Below are 12,793 nucleotides of genomic sequence, written 5' to 3' on the forward strand. Positions count from 1 at the left end.
GTTTGGAAACTCGGCTTGAGGAGGGAAAAGGATGAAAAAAGCTCTTGACCGACAATCCATTCTGCTGCTAGCAGTGAATGGATTGTTTGTTTTATCCGGGGCATTGTCCGGTACATTCCTGAATGTCTTTTTGTGGAAAAGCAAGCAGGACTACGCCATGATCGGCTGGTTCACGGTCAGCCAGCAAATAGCGCTTGGCCTGACCTTCTGGATCGCCGGGAAATGGGTGAAGGAGCATAATAAAATGAACGCGCTCCGTGTGGGCACGGCCTTATCCGGTTTGTTCTATTTGCTGGTACTGCTGGCGGGCAAAGCTGCCGTATGGTATATCTGGCCGCTCGGGCTGCTGCTCGGGGCAGCGCTCGGCATGTTCTGGCTGGCTTTTAATGTGGTGACGTTTGAGGTAACAGATCCGGACAATCGGGATTTGTTTAATGGGTGGCTTGGGCTGATCGGGTCCGTATGCGGTATCGTCGGTCCCTGGTTCTCCGGCTGGGTCATTTCCCGTATGCAGGATAATGAGGGCTACCGGCTTATTTTTACCCTGTCACTGGTGATCTACGGGATAGCTGTCGTGTTCAGCTTTTTTCTGAACAAGCGCAAGCTGAAGGGACATTACCAGTGGAGTGCGCCTATACGCGAGCTTAGAAGGCCGGGGAGTCCCTGGCGTAGAGCGGCGTTTGGCTTGGCTTTCCAAGGCCTGAGGGAGGGCGTTTATTCCTTCCTGATTGTGCTTTTGGTTTATGAAGCGACTCAGCAGGAGTGGAAGCTCGGGCAGTTCTCGCTCATCACCTCCGCCGTCTCCCTAGTAACCTTCTGGGCCGCGGGAAAGTGGCTAAAACCCCGTTACCGCTATGCGGGAATGCTGATTGGCGCGCTGCTGCTGGCAGGTTTTATGGTTCCCTTGTTAGGGAGTCTGCAGTACGGCATGCTGCTCGTTATGGGGACAGGAATCGCTGCTTTCTTGCCGCTGTATATGATCCCCATGGTGTCCGTTACCTTTGATTTGATGGGGGCTAGTGAAGAAAGCGCCAACAGTCGCGTTGAGCTCATGGTACTGCGCGAACTTTGTTTGATGTGCGGACGATTGGCAGGCATTCTGCTTTATGTGGTCGTGTTATCGTTCAGCGATGCGCCAAGAACTGTTACCTGGCTTCTTATCGGCTTAGGTTTTGCCCCCGTGCTGGGCTGGCTGTTCATGCGGAAACAATTAAAGAAAACGGCCAGTTGAGTGTACAGGATAGTCCATGCAAGATATCAATCCAATCCCGGCTGCTCCTTAAGTTAAGGGCAAGCGCCGGGTCAACTGAATCAACAAAACCTGTTGACAAAAGTCATTTATTCCTATATATTTCGTTGTACATACAAAATAAAAAAAGGGGGGGAAATCAATGTCCGTACAAGATAATTTTGAATTTTTGCAAAGCTGCTTATATTTTAATACCAACCGTTTAAGCAGGGCCATAACGCGCATGGCAGAAGAAGAATTTTCAGTCACCGGGTTAACGCCTATGTATGGGTATCTGATTCGATTGGTCAACGGAATACCCGGCATCACACAGAAGGAACTGGCCGATAAGCTGTATATTACCGCTTCTACGTTAACCAGATTTATTGACAAGCTGGAAGGCAAGGGACTGGTAGAACGGAAAGTCAGCGGGAAGACTGTCGAGGTTTACCCTACAGCTAAAGGACTGGAGTTAGGAGAGACGATTCGGAAAGCTTCCAAGAATTTAGAGAAACGTTATGAAGAGATTTTAGGGAGCGAGCTGGCCAGAGAATTATCACGGAATATTGAGAATACAAGCCGGATGCTGGAAAAATAAAGTCCTCCGCTATATAAAATTTTTTAAGATATATTTTGTATGTACAACAAATATTGAAAGGGAGATTTTATTATGAATACAAATGAAACCAAAAAGACTTTAGTTATCGTTGCCCATCCGAATTTACGCGAATCGAGAATTAACAAAAGATTGACCGAAGAACTTTTAAAACGGGGAAATGCAACCATTCATCAGCTGTACGAAGTTTACCCCGATGAACAGATCGATGCGGAGAAAGAAAGGCAGCTGCTCGAACAATATGATCGTATCGTTTTCCAATTCCCGTTCTATTGGTACAGTGCGCCTTATCTGCTTAAGAAATGGCTGGACAGCGTATGGGTAGGAGGCTGGGCTTACGGTCCGGGAGGAAACAAATTGGAAGGGAAGGAGCTGCGTCTTGCCATTTCTACAGGCGGTGTCCGTGATGCTTATCAGGCAGGCGGTTTCCATACAATACAGCTACAGCGAGCTTCTGAAGTCGTTCCAGGCAGCAGCCAACCGGGTGAAGATGAGTTATATGCCTCCTTTTGTTATTAGCGGTGTTAGAAATGTGACAGAGGAGCAGCTGGAGAAGCTGGCTGATGAATATGCAGCCTTTGTTACTGAGCCATAAGAAGAGAAAACGAAGAAGCCCTTACACTGCGTAGGGGCTTTGTTATTTTTCCCATTAATTAGAGCGATTGTTCCGTTTGCACGAAATAGGTCATGAAAAATGCTGGCAAAAAAGGAGATTCAGGCATAAACCGAAAGAATGGTGACAAGCTAATTCCGTGAATTTAACGGAGGTGTAGTCAGTGAACGATCAATCCCTTGCTCCCCATGAATCGCTGGAGCTTCATGAAATGCTGAACTTTAAAACGCTTTGCCTGGCCAAATCTAAATTGATGCAGGGGCTGGTGTTTGACCAAGAGCTTAAAGCGTTGATGCAAAAAGACGTGGAGCAATCCGTCAAAGCCATTGCAGACCTTCAAGCCGTTTATGCCAAAGTCCCGTTTCAAGCCCCTGTTCCGCCTAACCGTCCGACTCCTATTTTAAATTAGAGGGTGAACCTAATGAACCAGGATTATTTAGATCCCATTAACGCACAGCATATGCCGGAGCTTGCGGATATGACGTTTGCCGTAGATTTTCTTCTTCGCGCGAAGGAGGGAGTCAGAAATACGGCCACAGCTCTGACGGAAGCCGTTTCTCCTGATGTGCGGACGCTTCTAAAAATGCAATTAAGGGAAGCCCTTGCTCTTCATCAGGAGATTTCAGAGCTCATGATTCGCAAGAAATGGTTCCACCCTTACGAATTAACCGAGCAGTACCAGCTTGACCAGCTGTCCGCGAACAATACAGTCATGATCAGCCAAATGGATTTGTTTCCGAAGGATACAAACCGCAAAGGCATGTTTGATCAGGAGCCGGACGCACAACTAGGAGGACACCAGGCATGAAAGCAGTTACCTACCAAGGCATCAAGAACGTTATGGTCAAAGAGGTTCCTGCTCCTAAAATTCAGAAGCCGGACGATATGATCATCAAATTAACCAGTACGGCCATCTGCGGTTCGGACCTGCATTTGATACACGGCATGATTCCCAATCTGCAGGAGGACTATATCATCGGGCATGAACCGATGGGGATTGTGGAAGAAGTCGGACCGGAAGTAACCCGGTTGAAGAAAGGCGACAGAGTTATTATTCCTTTCACGATTGCTTGCGGGGAATGCTTCTACTGCAAACACCAGCTGGAAAGCCAATGTGATAACGCCAACGAGAATGGCGACATGGGAGCTTACTTCGGCTATTCAGGCAATGCGGGGGGGTATCCCGGCGGGCAGGCCGAATATTTAAGGGTTCCTTTTGCCAACTTCACGCATTTCAAAATTCCGGAAGACAACGAACAGCCCGACGAGAAGCTGTGCCTGATCGCAGATGTGATGCCAACGGCCTTTTGGAGCGTGGATAACGCTGGCGTTAAGAATGGAGATACCGTTATCGTGCTGGGCTGCGGTCCGATTGGACTGATGGTCCAAAAGTTCGCCTGGCTGAAAGGCGCCAAGAGGGTGATTGCGGTTGACTATGTGGATTATCGCCTGGAGCACGCGAAACGGACAAACCATGTGGAGACGGTGAATTTCGAACAGGGCCCTAACATAGGCAGCTATCTGAAGGAAATCACCAAAGGCGGAGCCGATGTGGTCATTGATGCGGTTGGCATGGATGGAAAAATGAACGATCTTGAGTTTCTGGCCAGCGGCCTCAAGCTCCAGGGAGGGACAATGAGTGCTCTGGTCATCGCTTCCCAGGCCGTCCGCAAAGGCGGCATGATCCAGATCACCGGCGTCTACGGCGGCCGGTATAACGGCTTTCCTCTGGGAGATATTATGCAGCGCAACGTGAACATCCGCTCCGGTCAGGCACCGGTGGTCCATTACATGCCTTATATGTATGAACTGATTCATTCCGGCAAAGTAGATCCGGGAGACATTATTACCCATGTTATCCCGCTGTCTGAAGCCAAACACGGATATGAGATTTTTGATACGAAGACGGATAACTGCATTAAAGTCATTTTGAAACCTTAGTTAGAGCTGAGCGGGAGGTAACCATGACCATGAAGAAATACGCCATGCATGAAATGCTGGAAGTACACGAAATAGCTGCATTCAAGACCGTATGCGCCACCAAGTCCAAAGGCATGCAGATTCTGGTCTCGGACCCGGAGCTAAAAGCGATCCTGCAGCAGGACGTCGAGCTGTCCAAGCAGCAGCTCCACGAGCTCGGTATGATTCTTTCCAACGCTTAATACAAGGAGGTTAAAACCAGTCATGAATCCCTTTCTGGAACGATTGATGGGCATGCAGAACCTGACGGATCAGATCATCGCCATGGATTTCCTGAACAACGCCAAAAGCGGTGTCCGGAATTACGCAATGGCCATTACCGAATGCACATCGCCCGACATAAAAGCTGTCTTGACCAAGCAGCTTGAGGAAGCCATTCAAACCCATGAACATATCGTCCATTTCTTGGTCGACAAGGGCTATTACCGCCCTTTCAATGTTGAAGAGCAGAGGCAGCTTGACCTGCAAAATATCCAGACGGCTCAGGGTATTTTGTAGACACTACGCTTAATTATACAGCCTTAGTCGAGTACTTTATCTGGACTAAGGCTGTTTGATTTTTCTAACTCTTATTGAATAAATATTTGCCAGAAGCGGGATATTATTCTCACCTGCCTGTAATTGCCGAAGGAGGGAGATAAGTTGTGGAGAAAACGCTGTTAAGCCAGAGCCTGAAAGAAAACGAACAGAACTTACGGGATGTGTTTCATCTCTGTTCGGACATTGTTTTTCGTTATACATACAATCAAGGAACACCGGAATTTCTTATTCTTTATCTGGATGGATTTGTGGATATGACCGTGCTGGAGCAATCTATATTAAGACCTTTAATGCTGAATCGAAACGCCGAACCGGACACAATGGGGAAGATGATTAGAGACAGCTTTGTCTTTACAGGACAGACCAAAACGTCCAATCAAGTGAAAGACGTCGTCGATAGCGTCCTCAAAGGATACGTTGCTATTTTGACTGAAGGCGAGAGCCTGGCGCTTTTGGCCGATGCCGCCGGTTTTGATAAACGTGCTATCGACGAACCGAAAACGGAGAAAGCCTCTCAAGGACCCAGAGACTGTTTTACTGAAGCTCTGCGTACCAACACAATGCTTCTGCGAAGAAGAATTACTACCCCTCGTTTAAAAATGGAGTCCTTCAAGCTGGGTGAACTCACCTCCACGGACGTAGTTCTCGCCTATGTTGAAGACATTGCGAAACCTGGCTTAATCGAGGAGGTCCGCAAGCGCTTAAAGAATATTTCGACTCAAGGTATCCTGGATGCCGCATACATCGAGGAGCGTATTCAAGACCGGCCGAAATCTCCGTTTCCACAAATCCAGAAAACAGAACGTCCGGATACGACCGCATCCAGTCTGATCGAGGGCAAAGTAGCTATCCTTGTAGACTGTACGCCCACAGTTCTTATTCTGCCTATCAATTTCTGGGCCGGGTTTCAGTCAGCAGATGATTATTATGAGCGCGTGGACTTCGTCTTTGCCCGAAGATTGGTCAGATATGTCATGATGTTTGCCTCTTTGACACTTCCGGGTTTGTACATTGCTTTAACCACGTACCATCCGGATTTGCTGCCCGGAACGCTGTTCATCAGTATAGGGGAGGCACGGGAGAAATCTCCTTTCCCGACCATTATTGAAGTGCTGATCATGGAATTTGTATTTGAAGGTTTACAGGAGGCCGGCATCAGGATGCCCTCGCAAATCGGACCGCTCGTCAGCATCGTTGGGGCGCTTGTGGTTGGCCAAGCGGCCGTAGAAGCTAATATCGTTTCTGCCCCCATTGTTATTGTCGTCGCCTTGACCGGGATTGCCTCCTTCGTCATCCCGCGATATGCGTTTGCGATTCCGCTGCGTATTCTTCGTTTTGCCATTATTTTTTTGGCCGGGATCTACGGAATGTATGGAGTTTCGATCGGCGTCATGGCCATTATGATTCATCTGGTAACCCTGCAATCCATCGGCGAGTCCTATTTACCGCCCATTATGCCCCTCATCCGGCGGCGCCTTAAAGAAGTTTTGCTGCGACCCCCGCATTGGCCATGGGGCAAACCTTAACATGACCAAGATGAAACGTTTAAGGTCACAGCTATCCGCAGCGATCATGTTTGCCGTTTTAATGGGAATTACTACAGGCTGCTGGGATATGGTCGAACCTAACGAACGCTCAATCTGGGTAGGAACGGGGCTGGATTCGGCTGCCGGACGCAAAATTGATTTGAGTGCGCAGATCGCCGTTCCTCGTGCACTGGGGGAGGGAGGCGGGCAGCAAGAACCTTATATGGTGAAATCTACGGTCGGCCGGAACCTGGAAGATTGCTTTCAAAAGCTGCAGGCTAAATTATCCCGCCGAATTTTTCTTGGCCACCGCAATGCTGTTTTTGTTGGGCAAGAAATGGCTGAGAAAAGCATGAAGAGATTGATGGACGAGTTCGGACGGAATCCAAGGAGCAATATTCGGGCCAAGTTATTTTTGGTTAAAGGCGCAACAGCGAAGTCTTTTCTTGCAGAGAGTGGAGGAATTGAATATTTTTCTACGGAAAAGGCAATCCGGCAAACCCGCTTTAATGGAATCAACGATAAGATGACCACCATGATCTTCTTCAAAGAGGTACTCCAGCGAGACGGCATGAGACCCCTTATGCAGGTAGTGGCAGCAGGTACGGAGAAAAATCCGCAGTCTGAAGCTGAAGAATCCGAGTCCAGTCACCGCGAGATTGCCTTGTTCAACAATTCAGCTGCTGCTGTCGGTTATCTGCAGGAAGAAGAAGCCATTGCTGCGTTATGGGCAGCCGGGTATCTCAAGGATCAAATGGTAACAGAGACCGTCAACGGACAGGAAGTGACCATTGATTTCCATCATATGAAGAGGACTCTGAAATCAAAGATTGCAGGCGAAAACGTCGAGGTGAAGCTCGCCTTACGCGCACAAGGCATTGTTGATGAGAACGACACGGACCTTAATCTGTTCTCCTATTCCGATATGAAGCAAGTGGAACAGGCCTTCAACCAAAGAATAGAACAGCAAATGAACATCATGATAAAGAAGGTCCAGCAAAAATATAAAACCGATATCTTTGGATTCGGGGAAGACATCCATAGAAGGTACCCGAAACAGTGGAACCAGATGAAAGGAAACTGGGACGAACGTTTCCCTAAGGTTAAGGTCACCGTGATCTCCAGCATCACAATTAGGCATATTGGTGAAAGAGGGCCCAAGTAACCTCTCTTACCCGTTGAAAGGGTTGAAGTTGTGAAACTTTCAGGTAACCAGCTGTTCTGGATCATGTTTTGTTTTCAAGTACATTATGCCCTGATACCGGCACTTCAATATGGCAAACAAGATGCTTGGCTGATATGTCTGCTAAGCGGAGCAGGAGTAATTGTGATCACTTGCCTGATAGCCCAAGTAAGCCAGCTGTCGCCGGGAGACAATCTGGCCGAGATTTGCCGAAAGCTGCTGGGAAAATGGGTGGGGAACCTCATTCTGTTGCTCTACGTCGTTGTCTGGTTCTTTCTGACAGCCGTAACGCTGCGGGAATGGGCCGACTATGTTTATTTAAAATTACTGCCCGGTACGCCAGTATCTATTGTTGTACTGCCGATGTCGTTACTTCTTATTTATGCAAACTTAAAAGGAGGGATCTTCGCGATCGGCCGCTGCAGTCAGATCATTGGACCGCTGTATTTTCTGATTAGCTTTGCCCCCGTGCTGCTGATGTTCGGCATTATGGATTGGACCAATCTGCTGCCGATCTATGCGGATACAGGCGTTCACCAGATCGTCAAAGGAGCCGTTCCAACACTGGGCAATACGATGGGCGGGGCTATGATGCCTTTAATGCTGACAGCCTTTATGCAGCAGCCACAACAAGCAACCAAATATGCTGTTCGGGCGATGGGTTTATCGTCATTATGGGTGCTTATTGCCGTCCTGATCTCCGTGCTGGTGCTCGGCTCTCACCTTGCTCCGCAGCTTACGCTGCCTTGGGTAGTGTCTATACGGTCGATCTCGATTCTCAATTTCATTCAAAATATCGATGCGATAGCCGTTTTTGTTTATTCGTTCTCCCATTTTATCGCCCTTTCGGCAAGCACATTCGTTACCAGTTATGGATTAGCTCAATTGATCCATAAGAAGCTGTGGAAGCTGATGGTCGTCTGTGTTGTCGGGTTGTCCTTTCTGGCGGTCGTACTGACGTCTGATGTCGGCCACATTACCAATTTGTACCGCGACATTATTTGGGTCCGATGGGTGCTGCCTGTGAATATGATCGGGATTCCTTTGCTGCTTTGGATCATAGGGAAGATGAAAAAGGAGGCTTTGCAGTAAACCTCACAAATACTCGCACTTAAAGTTTGAAAATTCAGCCCTAGCCCCTCGGCCATACGCATATAAACCAATAATAACGCCGGTAAAACCGCCGGCAACTTCAGAGGAAAGGTATTTCGTTTGGGCGCTGCCTAGATGAATATCCTTATCGTCTTCGTGAAGAAAGAAATGATAGCGATCATTATCGGCTCGAATAACCAGCGTGACCTGACGGCTGCCTCCTAAATCCACTTCTTTCTGAATGGACTTGATATCTCCAATCTGGAGTCGTTCGATTACCTTATAGGCGCTGCTCTCAAGGCGAATCGCTAGATCATAATGATGATGTTCGTCCATATATAGAGTAATGCCGGCTTCTCCCTGGAAAAGAGTGACATCGCATGAAATAACGGCTTTGAAGTCTTGTTGCCTGATGCCGATAAAGGTCGGGGAGGCCGGTTGATCCAGTGAGACCTCTGTTCCTATAAGAGTCAGCTTGTTTGGCTCAAACTGATAGTTGTTTGAATGCGGATGCCTGAGATAACACCACTCCTTGTCCCATGCCGTATTTGCGAAGGTAAAGGACATATGTTCTGTTTGAATCACTTCATCCGGAATGCGGTCGGTTTCGACGGTCAATAAGGCCGTTCCGTTATGGCCCGCTGTAAACCAGCCATCCTCATGAAACGTGACAGGGGTTAGAATGACCTCTCGTCCGAGGTGGTGATAAGTCTGCCATTGCCCGATCTGCCTGAAACCCAGATGAAACAGCCACCAATTCCCCAGATGATCCTGAACAAGATCGCCATGACCCACGCCTTGAAGCTCATAGCCGCCCAAATTCCGATTCGTTAAGACCGGATTATGAGGATAAGCCTCGAATGGCCCGGTTACAGAAGACCCGCGGGCATAAGTTTCCATGTGGCCATATTCGGTTCCACCTTCAGCAGCGAGCAAATAATAAGTGCCGTTTATTTCATACATATGAGGGCTTTCCAGGTAACGACCCCCTGAACCTTGCCAGATGGTCCGGCTTGGCGTCAGCTTCCTGCCCGTTTCAATTTCAATTTCACACTGCACGATACCCAAAGCTCCGAAATCATCCGAGCCGTTGCTCATAAAATACGTCCTGTCCGCTTCGAAAAACAAGTCCGGATCGATTCCCCCTTGATCTACGAAAATCGGTTCAGACCATTCACCGTAAATGTCATCCGTCCAAACATAGAAATTTTGCCGGGTCGTATCGTTTGTGGTCGTCATGTAGAAGCGGCCCTTATGGTGACGGAGAGTGGGGGCAAATACCCCTCCGGAGCTGTTTACTTGTTCGAGTTGAACCTGGCTGGTCTTCGTTAGGCAATGGCCGATCTGCTTCCAGTTGATTAAATCCTTGCTTTCAAAGAGCGGAACACCGGGGAAATATTGAAAGGAACTGCAGATCAGATAATAAGTATCGTCTACCTTGCAAACACTTGGATCTGGATAGAATCCTTTGATAACCGGATTATGGTAGATCATTCGTTCACCTCATTAAATTCATTTATTTAGGAATCCAACCTAACAGGAGAGCCTATGGCCATTAAACAATACTCCTTTGAGGCATTCAATAGAGTAAGGTTGTCTGTCAGTTTAAAATAAATTAAATTAATATAAATGTGAATTCAACTAAAGGAACAAAGAGGACATACATGATCAAAGCGAACAGAGAAACGAAATACATTGCTTTATATGAAGCGCTGGCAAGTGAAGTCAGATGGAGAATCATGGATTTGATTAGCGATAAAGAAAGGAGTGTGAAGGAAATAGCCGCCAGGCTGGAACTCAGCCCTTCCATCGTTACGCTCCATATTCGCAAACTGGAGCAAGCCGGGCTTATTGGAAGCCGAAGGGTACGCCTAAATGGCGGGACACACAAAATGTGTTACCTCAAACAAGATAAGATCGAGATCGAACTTCCATCCGCCAGCAGCAGCGAAAGGATAAGGGAACAGACCATCTCGGTGGGCCATTATACCGCTTTTGAGGTTCATCCCACCTGTGGACTTGGGACACGGGAAAAAGAAATCGGGGTTTGGGATGATCCCCGTTATTTTCTTGATCCTGAGCGGGTGCAAGCGTCCATCTTGTGGTTTGGCAGGGGATATGTAGAATACAAGACGCCCAACTATTTGTTTCCTGATCAATCCGTTGAAGCGATTGAACTATCTATGGAAATAGCCTCTGAAGCACCAGGGCTGAGAGACCAGTGGCCCTCTGATATTACCTTTACATTTAACGGGGTTTCCCTTGGCGTATGGACCAGTCCGGCCGATTTCGGAAGAGCGGCGCGAGGCAAATACACACCGGAGTGGTGGCACCGCAACGTGAACCAATACGGGTTATTGAAGACGGTTCGTATAGACGCATCTGGGACGTTTATGGATGGAGAACAAATGTCGGATGTAACGGTCTTGGACATCAAGCTGAGCCAACCGTTTTGGACGCTCCGTTTTGCCGTAGAGAAGGAGGCGGTTCACGTTGGCGGGTTAACGCTCTATGGGTCGGGATTCGGCAATCATGACCAGGACATCCGGATTCGTATATATTTGAAGGAAGAGAGCCCGTCAAAACAGAGACTTTTAGACAAAGAAAGGAAGGCAATTACATGAAGAAACTCCTGCTGAGCACTTCGATCCTGATCTTATCAGCATCTGTACTTGCGGCTTGCAGTGATGAAGTGACCCCCGCTTCCATTCATGAGGCGCCTGCGAACACGGCAGAATCCGCCACTCCGAATACCGGATCGGCCGCCGAAACGGATAACCCCTCGCTTTCCAGCATGGACAACGTCAAATGGGATGAAATAAAGATCCATTGATTGATGAGTCTATGAAAGAAAAACTAAAAGCATCGGTGAATGCAATCGCCGCTAAAGATGTAGAGGCATTCCATAAGACATTAGGCCCGGGTATCGGTACTGAACATGATTATCTTTTAAACAATGTCGTAAATTTCACGACTGTGGATAAAGCGCATGAAGAAAACGGACGAATTCTTGTAGCCGTGAATGGAGAAAATCTGCGGCAAGACGGAGGCTCCCCGGTCATGGGTTATACTTTTTATTTCGAGCAAGAGGAAAGCGCGGATGGCAGATTATAACGATTGATTAGAAGCTGCTCTAAATTTCAGGAGGTGCGTATCAGTTGTGAAACAAAATAAATATGATGATGCTGATTTTTTCGCTGCTTATGAAAAAAATGCCGCGTTCAGTTAAAGGGCTTGAGGGTGCGGGCGAATGGCACGTTTTCAAAGACATGCTACCGGAACTGCGAAATAAAAGGGTCCTTGATTTAGGCTGCGGTTTCGGCTGGCATTGCCGTTATGCTCGTGAACAGCAAGCAAGTTCTGTAGTGGGTGTGGATCTATCTGAGAAAATGCTTCAAAAAGCCCGTGAAATGACGGATGACCCTTCCATTTCCTATCTGAAAATGCCTATCGAAGACATAGATTTTGCAGATTCGCATTTTGAGGTTGTCCTTAGCTCATTGGCCATTCATTATATCAAGTCATTTGAAGCCCTCTGCACAAAAGTTTATCGTTGTCTAAAACCTGGGGGAGCTTTTGTATTTTCGGTTGAGCACCCGATCTTCACTGCTCGGAATGAACAAGATTGGCATTACGATGACCAAGGAAATCGTCTCCATTGGCCAGTGGATCATTACCAATCAGAGGGTTTAAGGGAAACCGGCTTTCTTACTGAGAATGTGATCAAATATCACCGAACTTTCTCGTCTTATATCAATGCCTTAATTAAAGCCGGGTTTCGGATAAGAGAAGTCCAGGAACCCGTTCCTTCTGAAGACATGCTGAAGCGAATCCCTGATATGAAAGAGGAACTGCGCAGACCGATGTTTCTAATCCTTTCAACAGAAAAATAAGGTAAACGAATTTTTCTTTTTTAAACAAAAGGAGACCCTGAAAATGGGGTCTCCTTTTTGTCTGGGTGGCGATTATGCTGTGATCTATACCCTTGAAAGCGTTTAACACTCTAACAATTTTA

14 protein-coding genes and 2 pseudogenes are annotated in these 12,793 nt (G+C 47.6%); 15 read left to right on the forward strand and 1 reads right to left on the reverse strand.

Annotation, left to right across the window (positions count from 1 at the left end):
• The first annotated feature begins 31 nt into the window (after nt 1-31).
• The 11 genes and pseudogenes from AWM70_RS07635 (at nt 32) to AWM70_RS07685 (ending at nt 8,778) form a co-directional block, all read left to right on the forward strand.
• On the forward strand, nt 32-1,231 hold the full coding sequence (locus AWM70_RS07635) for an MFS transporter (RefSeq protein ID WP_068695181.1): 1,200 nt from the start codon (nt 32-34) through the stop codon (nt 1,229-1,231).
• A gap of 160 nt (nt 1,232-1,391) precedes the next feature.
• Nucleotides 1,392-1,826, forward strand: a complete 435-nt coding sequence (locus AWM70_RS07640; protein ID WP_068695183.1) for a MarR family winged helix-turn-helix transcriptional regulator — start codon at nt 1,392-1,394, stop codon at nt 1,824-1,826.
• 72 nt (nt 1,827-1,898) lie between these two features.
• Nucleotides 1,899-2,439: pseudogene (locus AWM70_RS07645) on the forward strand (NAD(P)H-dependent oxidoreductase).
• Between the two features lie 181 nt (nt 2,440-2,620).
• Nucleotides 2,621-2,866, forward strand: coding sequence for a spore gernimation protein GerQ (locus AWM70_RS07650; protein WP_068695185.1), 246 nt, complete (start codon nt 2,621-2,623; stop codon nt 2,864-2,866).
• Between the two features lie 12 nt (nt 2,867-2,878).
• Nucleotides 2,879-3,265, forward strand: a complete 387-nt coding sequence (locus tag AWM70_RS07655) for a spore coat protein (RefSeq protein WP_068695187.1) — start codon at nt 2,879-2,881, stop codon at nt 3,263-3,265.
• Complete coding sequence (locus tag AWM70_RS07660) at nt 3,262-4,398, forward strand: zinc-dependent alcohol dehydrogenase (protein ID WP_068695189.1); 1,137 nt, start codon at nt 3,262-3,264, stop codon at nt 4,396-4,398. The genes AWM70_RS07655 and AWM70_RS07660 overlap by 4 nt, the downstream gene beginning before the upstream one ends.
• Nucleotides 4,399-4,421: 23 nt before the next feature.
• On the forward strand, nt 4,422-4,619 hold the full coding sequence (locus tag AWM70_RS07665) for a hypothetical protein (RefSeq protein WP_068695190.1): 198 nt from the start codon (nt 4,422-4,424) through the stop codon (nt 4,617-4,619).
• A 22-nt stretch (nt 4,620-4,641) separates the two neighbouring features.
• On the forward strand, nt 4,642-4,935 hold the full coding sequence (locus tag AWM70_RS07670; RefSeq protein WP_068695192.1) for a spore coat protein: 294 nt from the start codon (nt 4,642-4,644) through the stop codon (nt 4,933-4,935).
• A 146-nt stretch (nt 4,936-5,081) separates the two neighbouring features.
• Complete coding sequence (locus tag AWM70_RS07675; RefSeq protein WP_068695194.1) at nt 5,082-6,503, forward strand: spore germination protein; 1,422 nt, start codon at nt 5,082-5,084, stop codon at nt 6,501-6,503.
• Nucleotide 6,504: 1 nt separating this feature from the next.
• A complete protein-coding gene (locus tag AWM70_RS07680; RefSeq protein WP_068695196.1) occupies nt 6,505-7,668 on the forward strand; it encodes a Ger(x)C family spore germination protein in 1,164 nt (387 codons plus the stop codon).
• Between the two features lie 30 nt (nt 7,669-7,698).
• A complete protein-coding gene (locus tag AWM70_RS07685; protein WP_068695198.1) occupies nt 7,699-8,778 on the forward strand; it encodes a GerAB/ArcD/ProY family transporter in 1,080 nt (359 codons plus the stop codon).
• A gap of 3 nt (nt 8,779-8,781) precedes the next feature.
• Here AWM70_RS07685 and AWM70_RS07690 read toward each other — a convergent pair whose 3' ends face one another.
• Nucleotides 8,782-10,272: a glycoside hydrolase family 43 protein gene (locus AWM70_RS07690; RefSeq protein WP_068695200.1), complete on the reverse strand. Its 1,491-nt coding sequence runs from the start codon at nt 10,270-10,272 to the stop codon at nt 8,782-8,784.
• A 170-nt stretch (nt 10,273-10,442) separates the two neighbouring features.
• Here AWM70_RS07690 and AWM70_RS07695 point away from each other — a divergent pair, with 170 nt between their 5' ends.
• From AWM70_RS07695 to AWM70_RS07705, 4 genes and pseudogenes are all read left to right on the forward strand, one after another.
• Entirely contained in the window at nt 10,443-11,402 is a 960-nt protein-coding gene (locus tag AWM70_RS07695) for an ArsR/SmtB family transcription factor (protein ID WP_068695202.1), read from the forward strand.
• Nucleotides 11,399-11,611 carry a hypothetical protein gene (locus AWM70_RS22640; RefSeq protein WP_083180165.1) on the forward strand — a complete coding sequence of 71 codons (213 nt, stop codon included), beginning with the start codon at nt 11,399-11,401 and terminating at the stop codon, nt 11,609-11,611. The genes AWM70_RS07695 and AWM70_RS22640 overlap by 4 nt, the downstream gene beginning before the upstream one ends.
• Before the next feature lie 11 nt (nt 11,612-11,622).
• Nucleotides 11,623-11,892, forward strand: coding sequence for a hypothetical protein (locus AWM70_RS22645; RefSeq protein ID WP_169823413.1), 270 nt, complete (start codon nt 11,623-11,625; stop codon nt 11,890-11,892).
• Between the two features lie 46 nt (nt 11,893-11,938).
• Nucleotides 11,939-12,671: pseudogene (locus AWM70_RS07705) on the forward strand (class I SAM-dependent methyltransferase).
• Nucleotides 12,672-12,793: the final 122 nt, after the last annotated feature.

The organism is Paenibacillus yonginensis (genome assembly GCF_001685395.1).
In the GTDB taxonomy this organism is placed as follows: Bacteria; Bacillota; Bacilli; order Paenibacillales; family Paenibacillaceae; genus Fontibacillus; species Fontibacillus yonginensis.

What these genes read in the sequence shown, in the direction of transcription:
- AWM70_RS07640 (WP_068695183.1), top strand. Translation starts at nt 1,392, where the DNA reads ATGTCCGTACAAGATAATTTTGAATTTTTGCAAAGCTGCTTATATTTT.
- AWM70_RS07655 (WP_068695187.1), top strand. Translation starts at nt 2,879, where the DNA reads ATGAACCAGGATTATTTAGATCCCATTAACGCACAGCATATGCCGGAG.
- AWM70_RS07680 (WP_068695196.1), top strand. Translation starts at nt 6,505, where the DNA reads ATGACCAAGATGAAACGTTTAAGGTCACAGCTATCCGCAGCGATCATG.
- AWM70_RS07660 (WP_068695189.1), top strand. Translation starts at nt 3,262, where the DNA reads ATGAAAGCAGTTACCTACCAAGGCATCAAGAACGTTATGGTCAAAGAG.
- AWM70_RS07665 (WP_068695190.1), top strand. Translation starts at nt 4,422, where the DNA reads ATGACCATGAAGAAATACGCCATGCATGAAATGCTGGAAGTACACGAA.
- AWM70_RS07635 (WP_068695181.1), top strand. Translation starts at nt 32, where the DNA reads ATGAAAAAAGCTCTTGACCGACAATCCATTCTGCTGCTAGCAGTGAAT.
- AWM70_RS07670 (WP_068695192.1), top strand. Translation starts at nt 4,642, where the DNA reads ATGAATCCCTTTCTGGAACGATTGATGGGCATGCAGAACCTGACGGAT.
- AWM70_RS22640 (WP_083180165.1), top strand. Translation starts at nt 11,399, where the DNA reads ATGAAGAAACTCCTGCTGAGCACTTCGATCCTGATCTTATCAGCATCT.
- AWM70_RS07695 (WP_068695202.1), top strand. Translation starts at nt 10,443, where the DNA reads ATGATCAAAGCGAACAGAGAAACGAAATACATTGCTTTATATGAAGCG.
- AWM70_RS22645 (WP_169823413.1), top strand. Translation starts at nt 11,623, where the DNA reads ATGAAAGAAAAACTAAAAGCATCGGTGAATGCAATCGCCGCTAAAGAT.
- AWM70_RS07690 (WP_068695200.1), bottom strand. Translation starts at nt 10,272, where the DNA reads ATGATCTACCATAATCCGGTTATCAAAGGATTCTATCCAGATCCAAGT.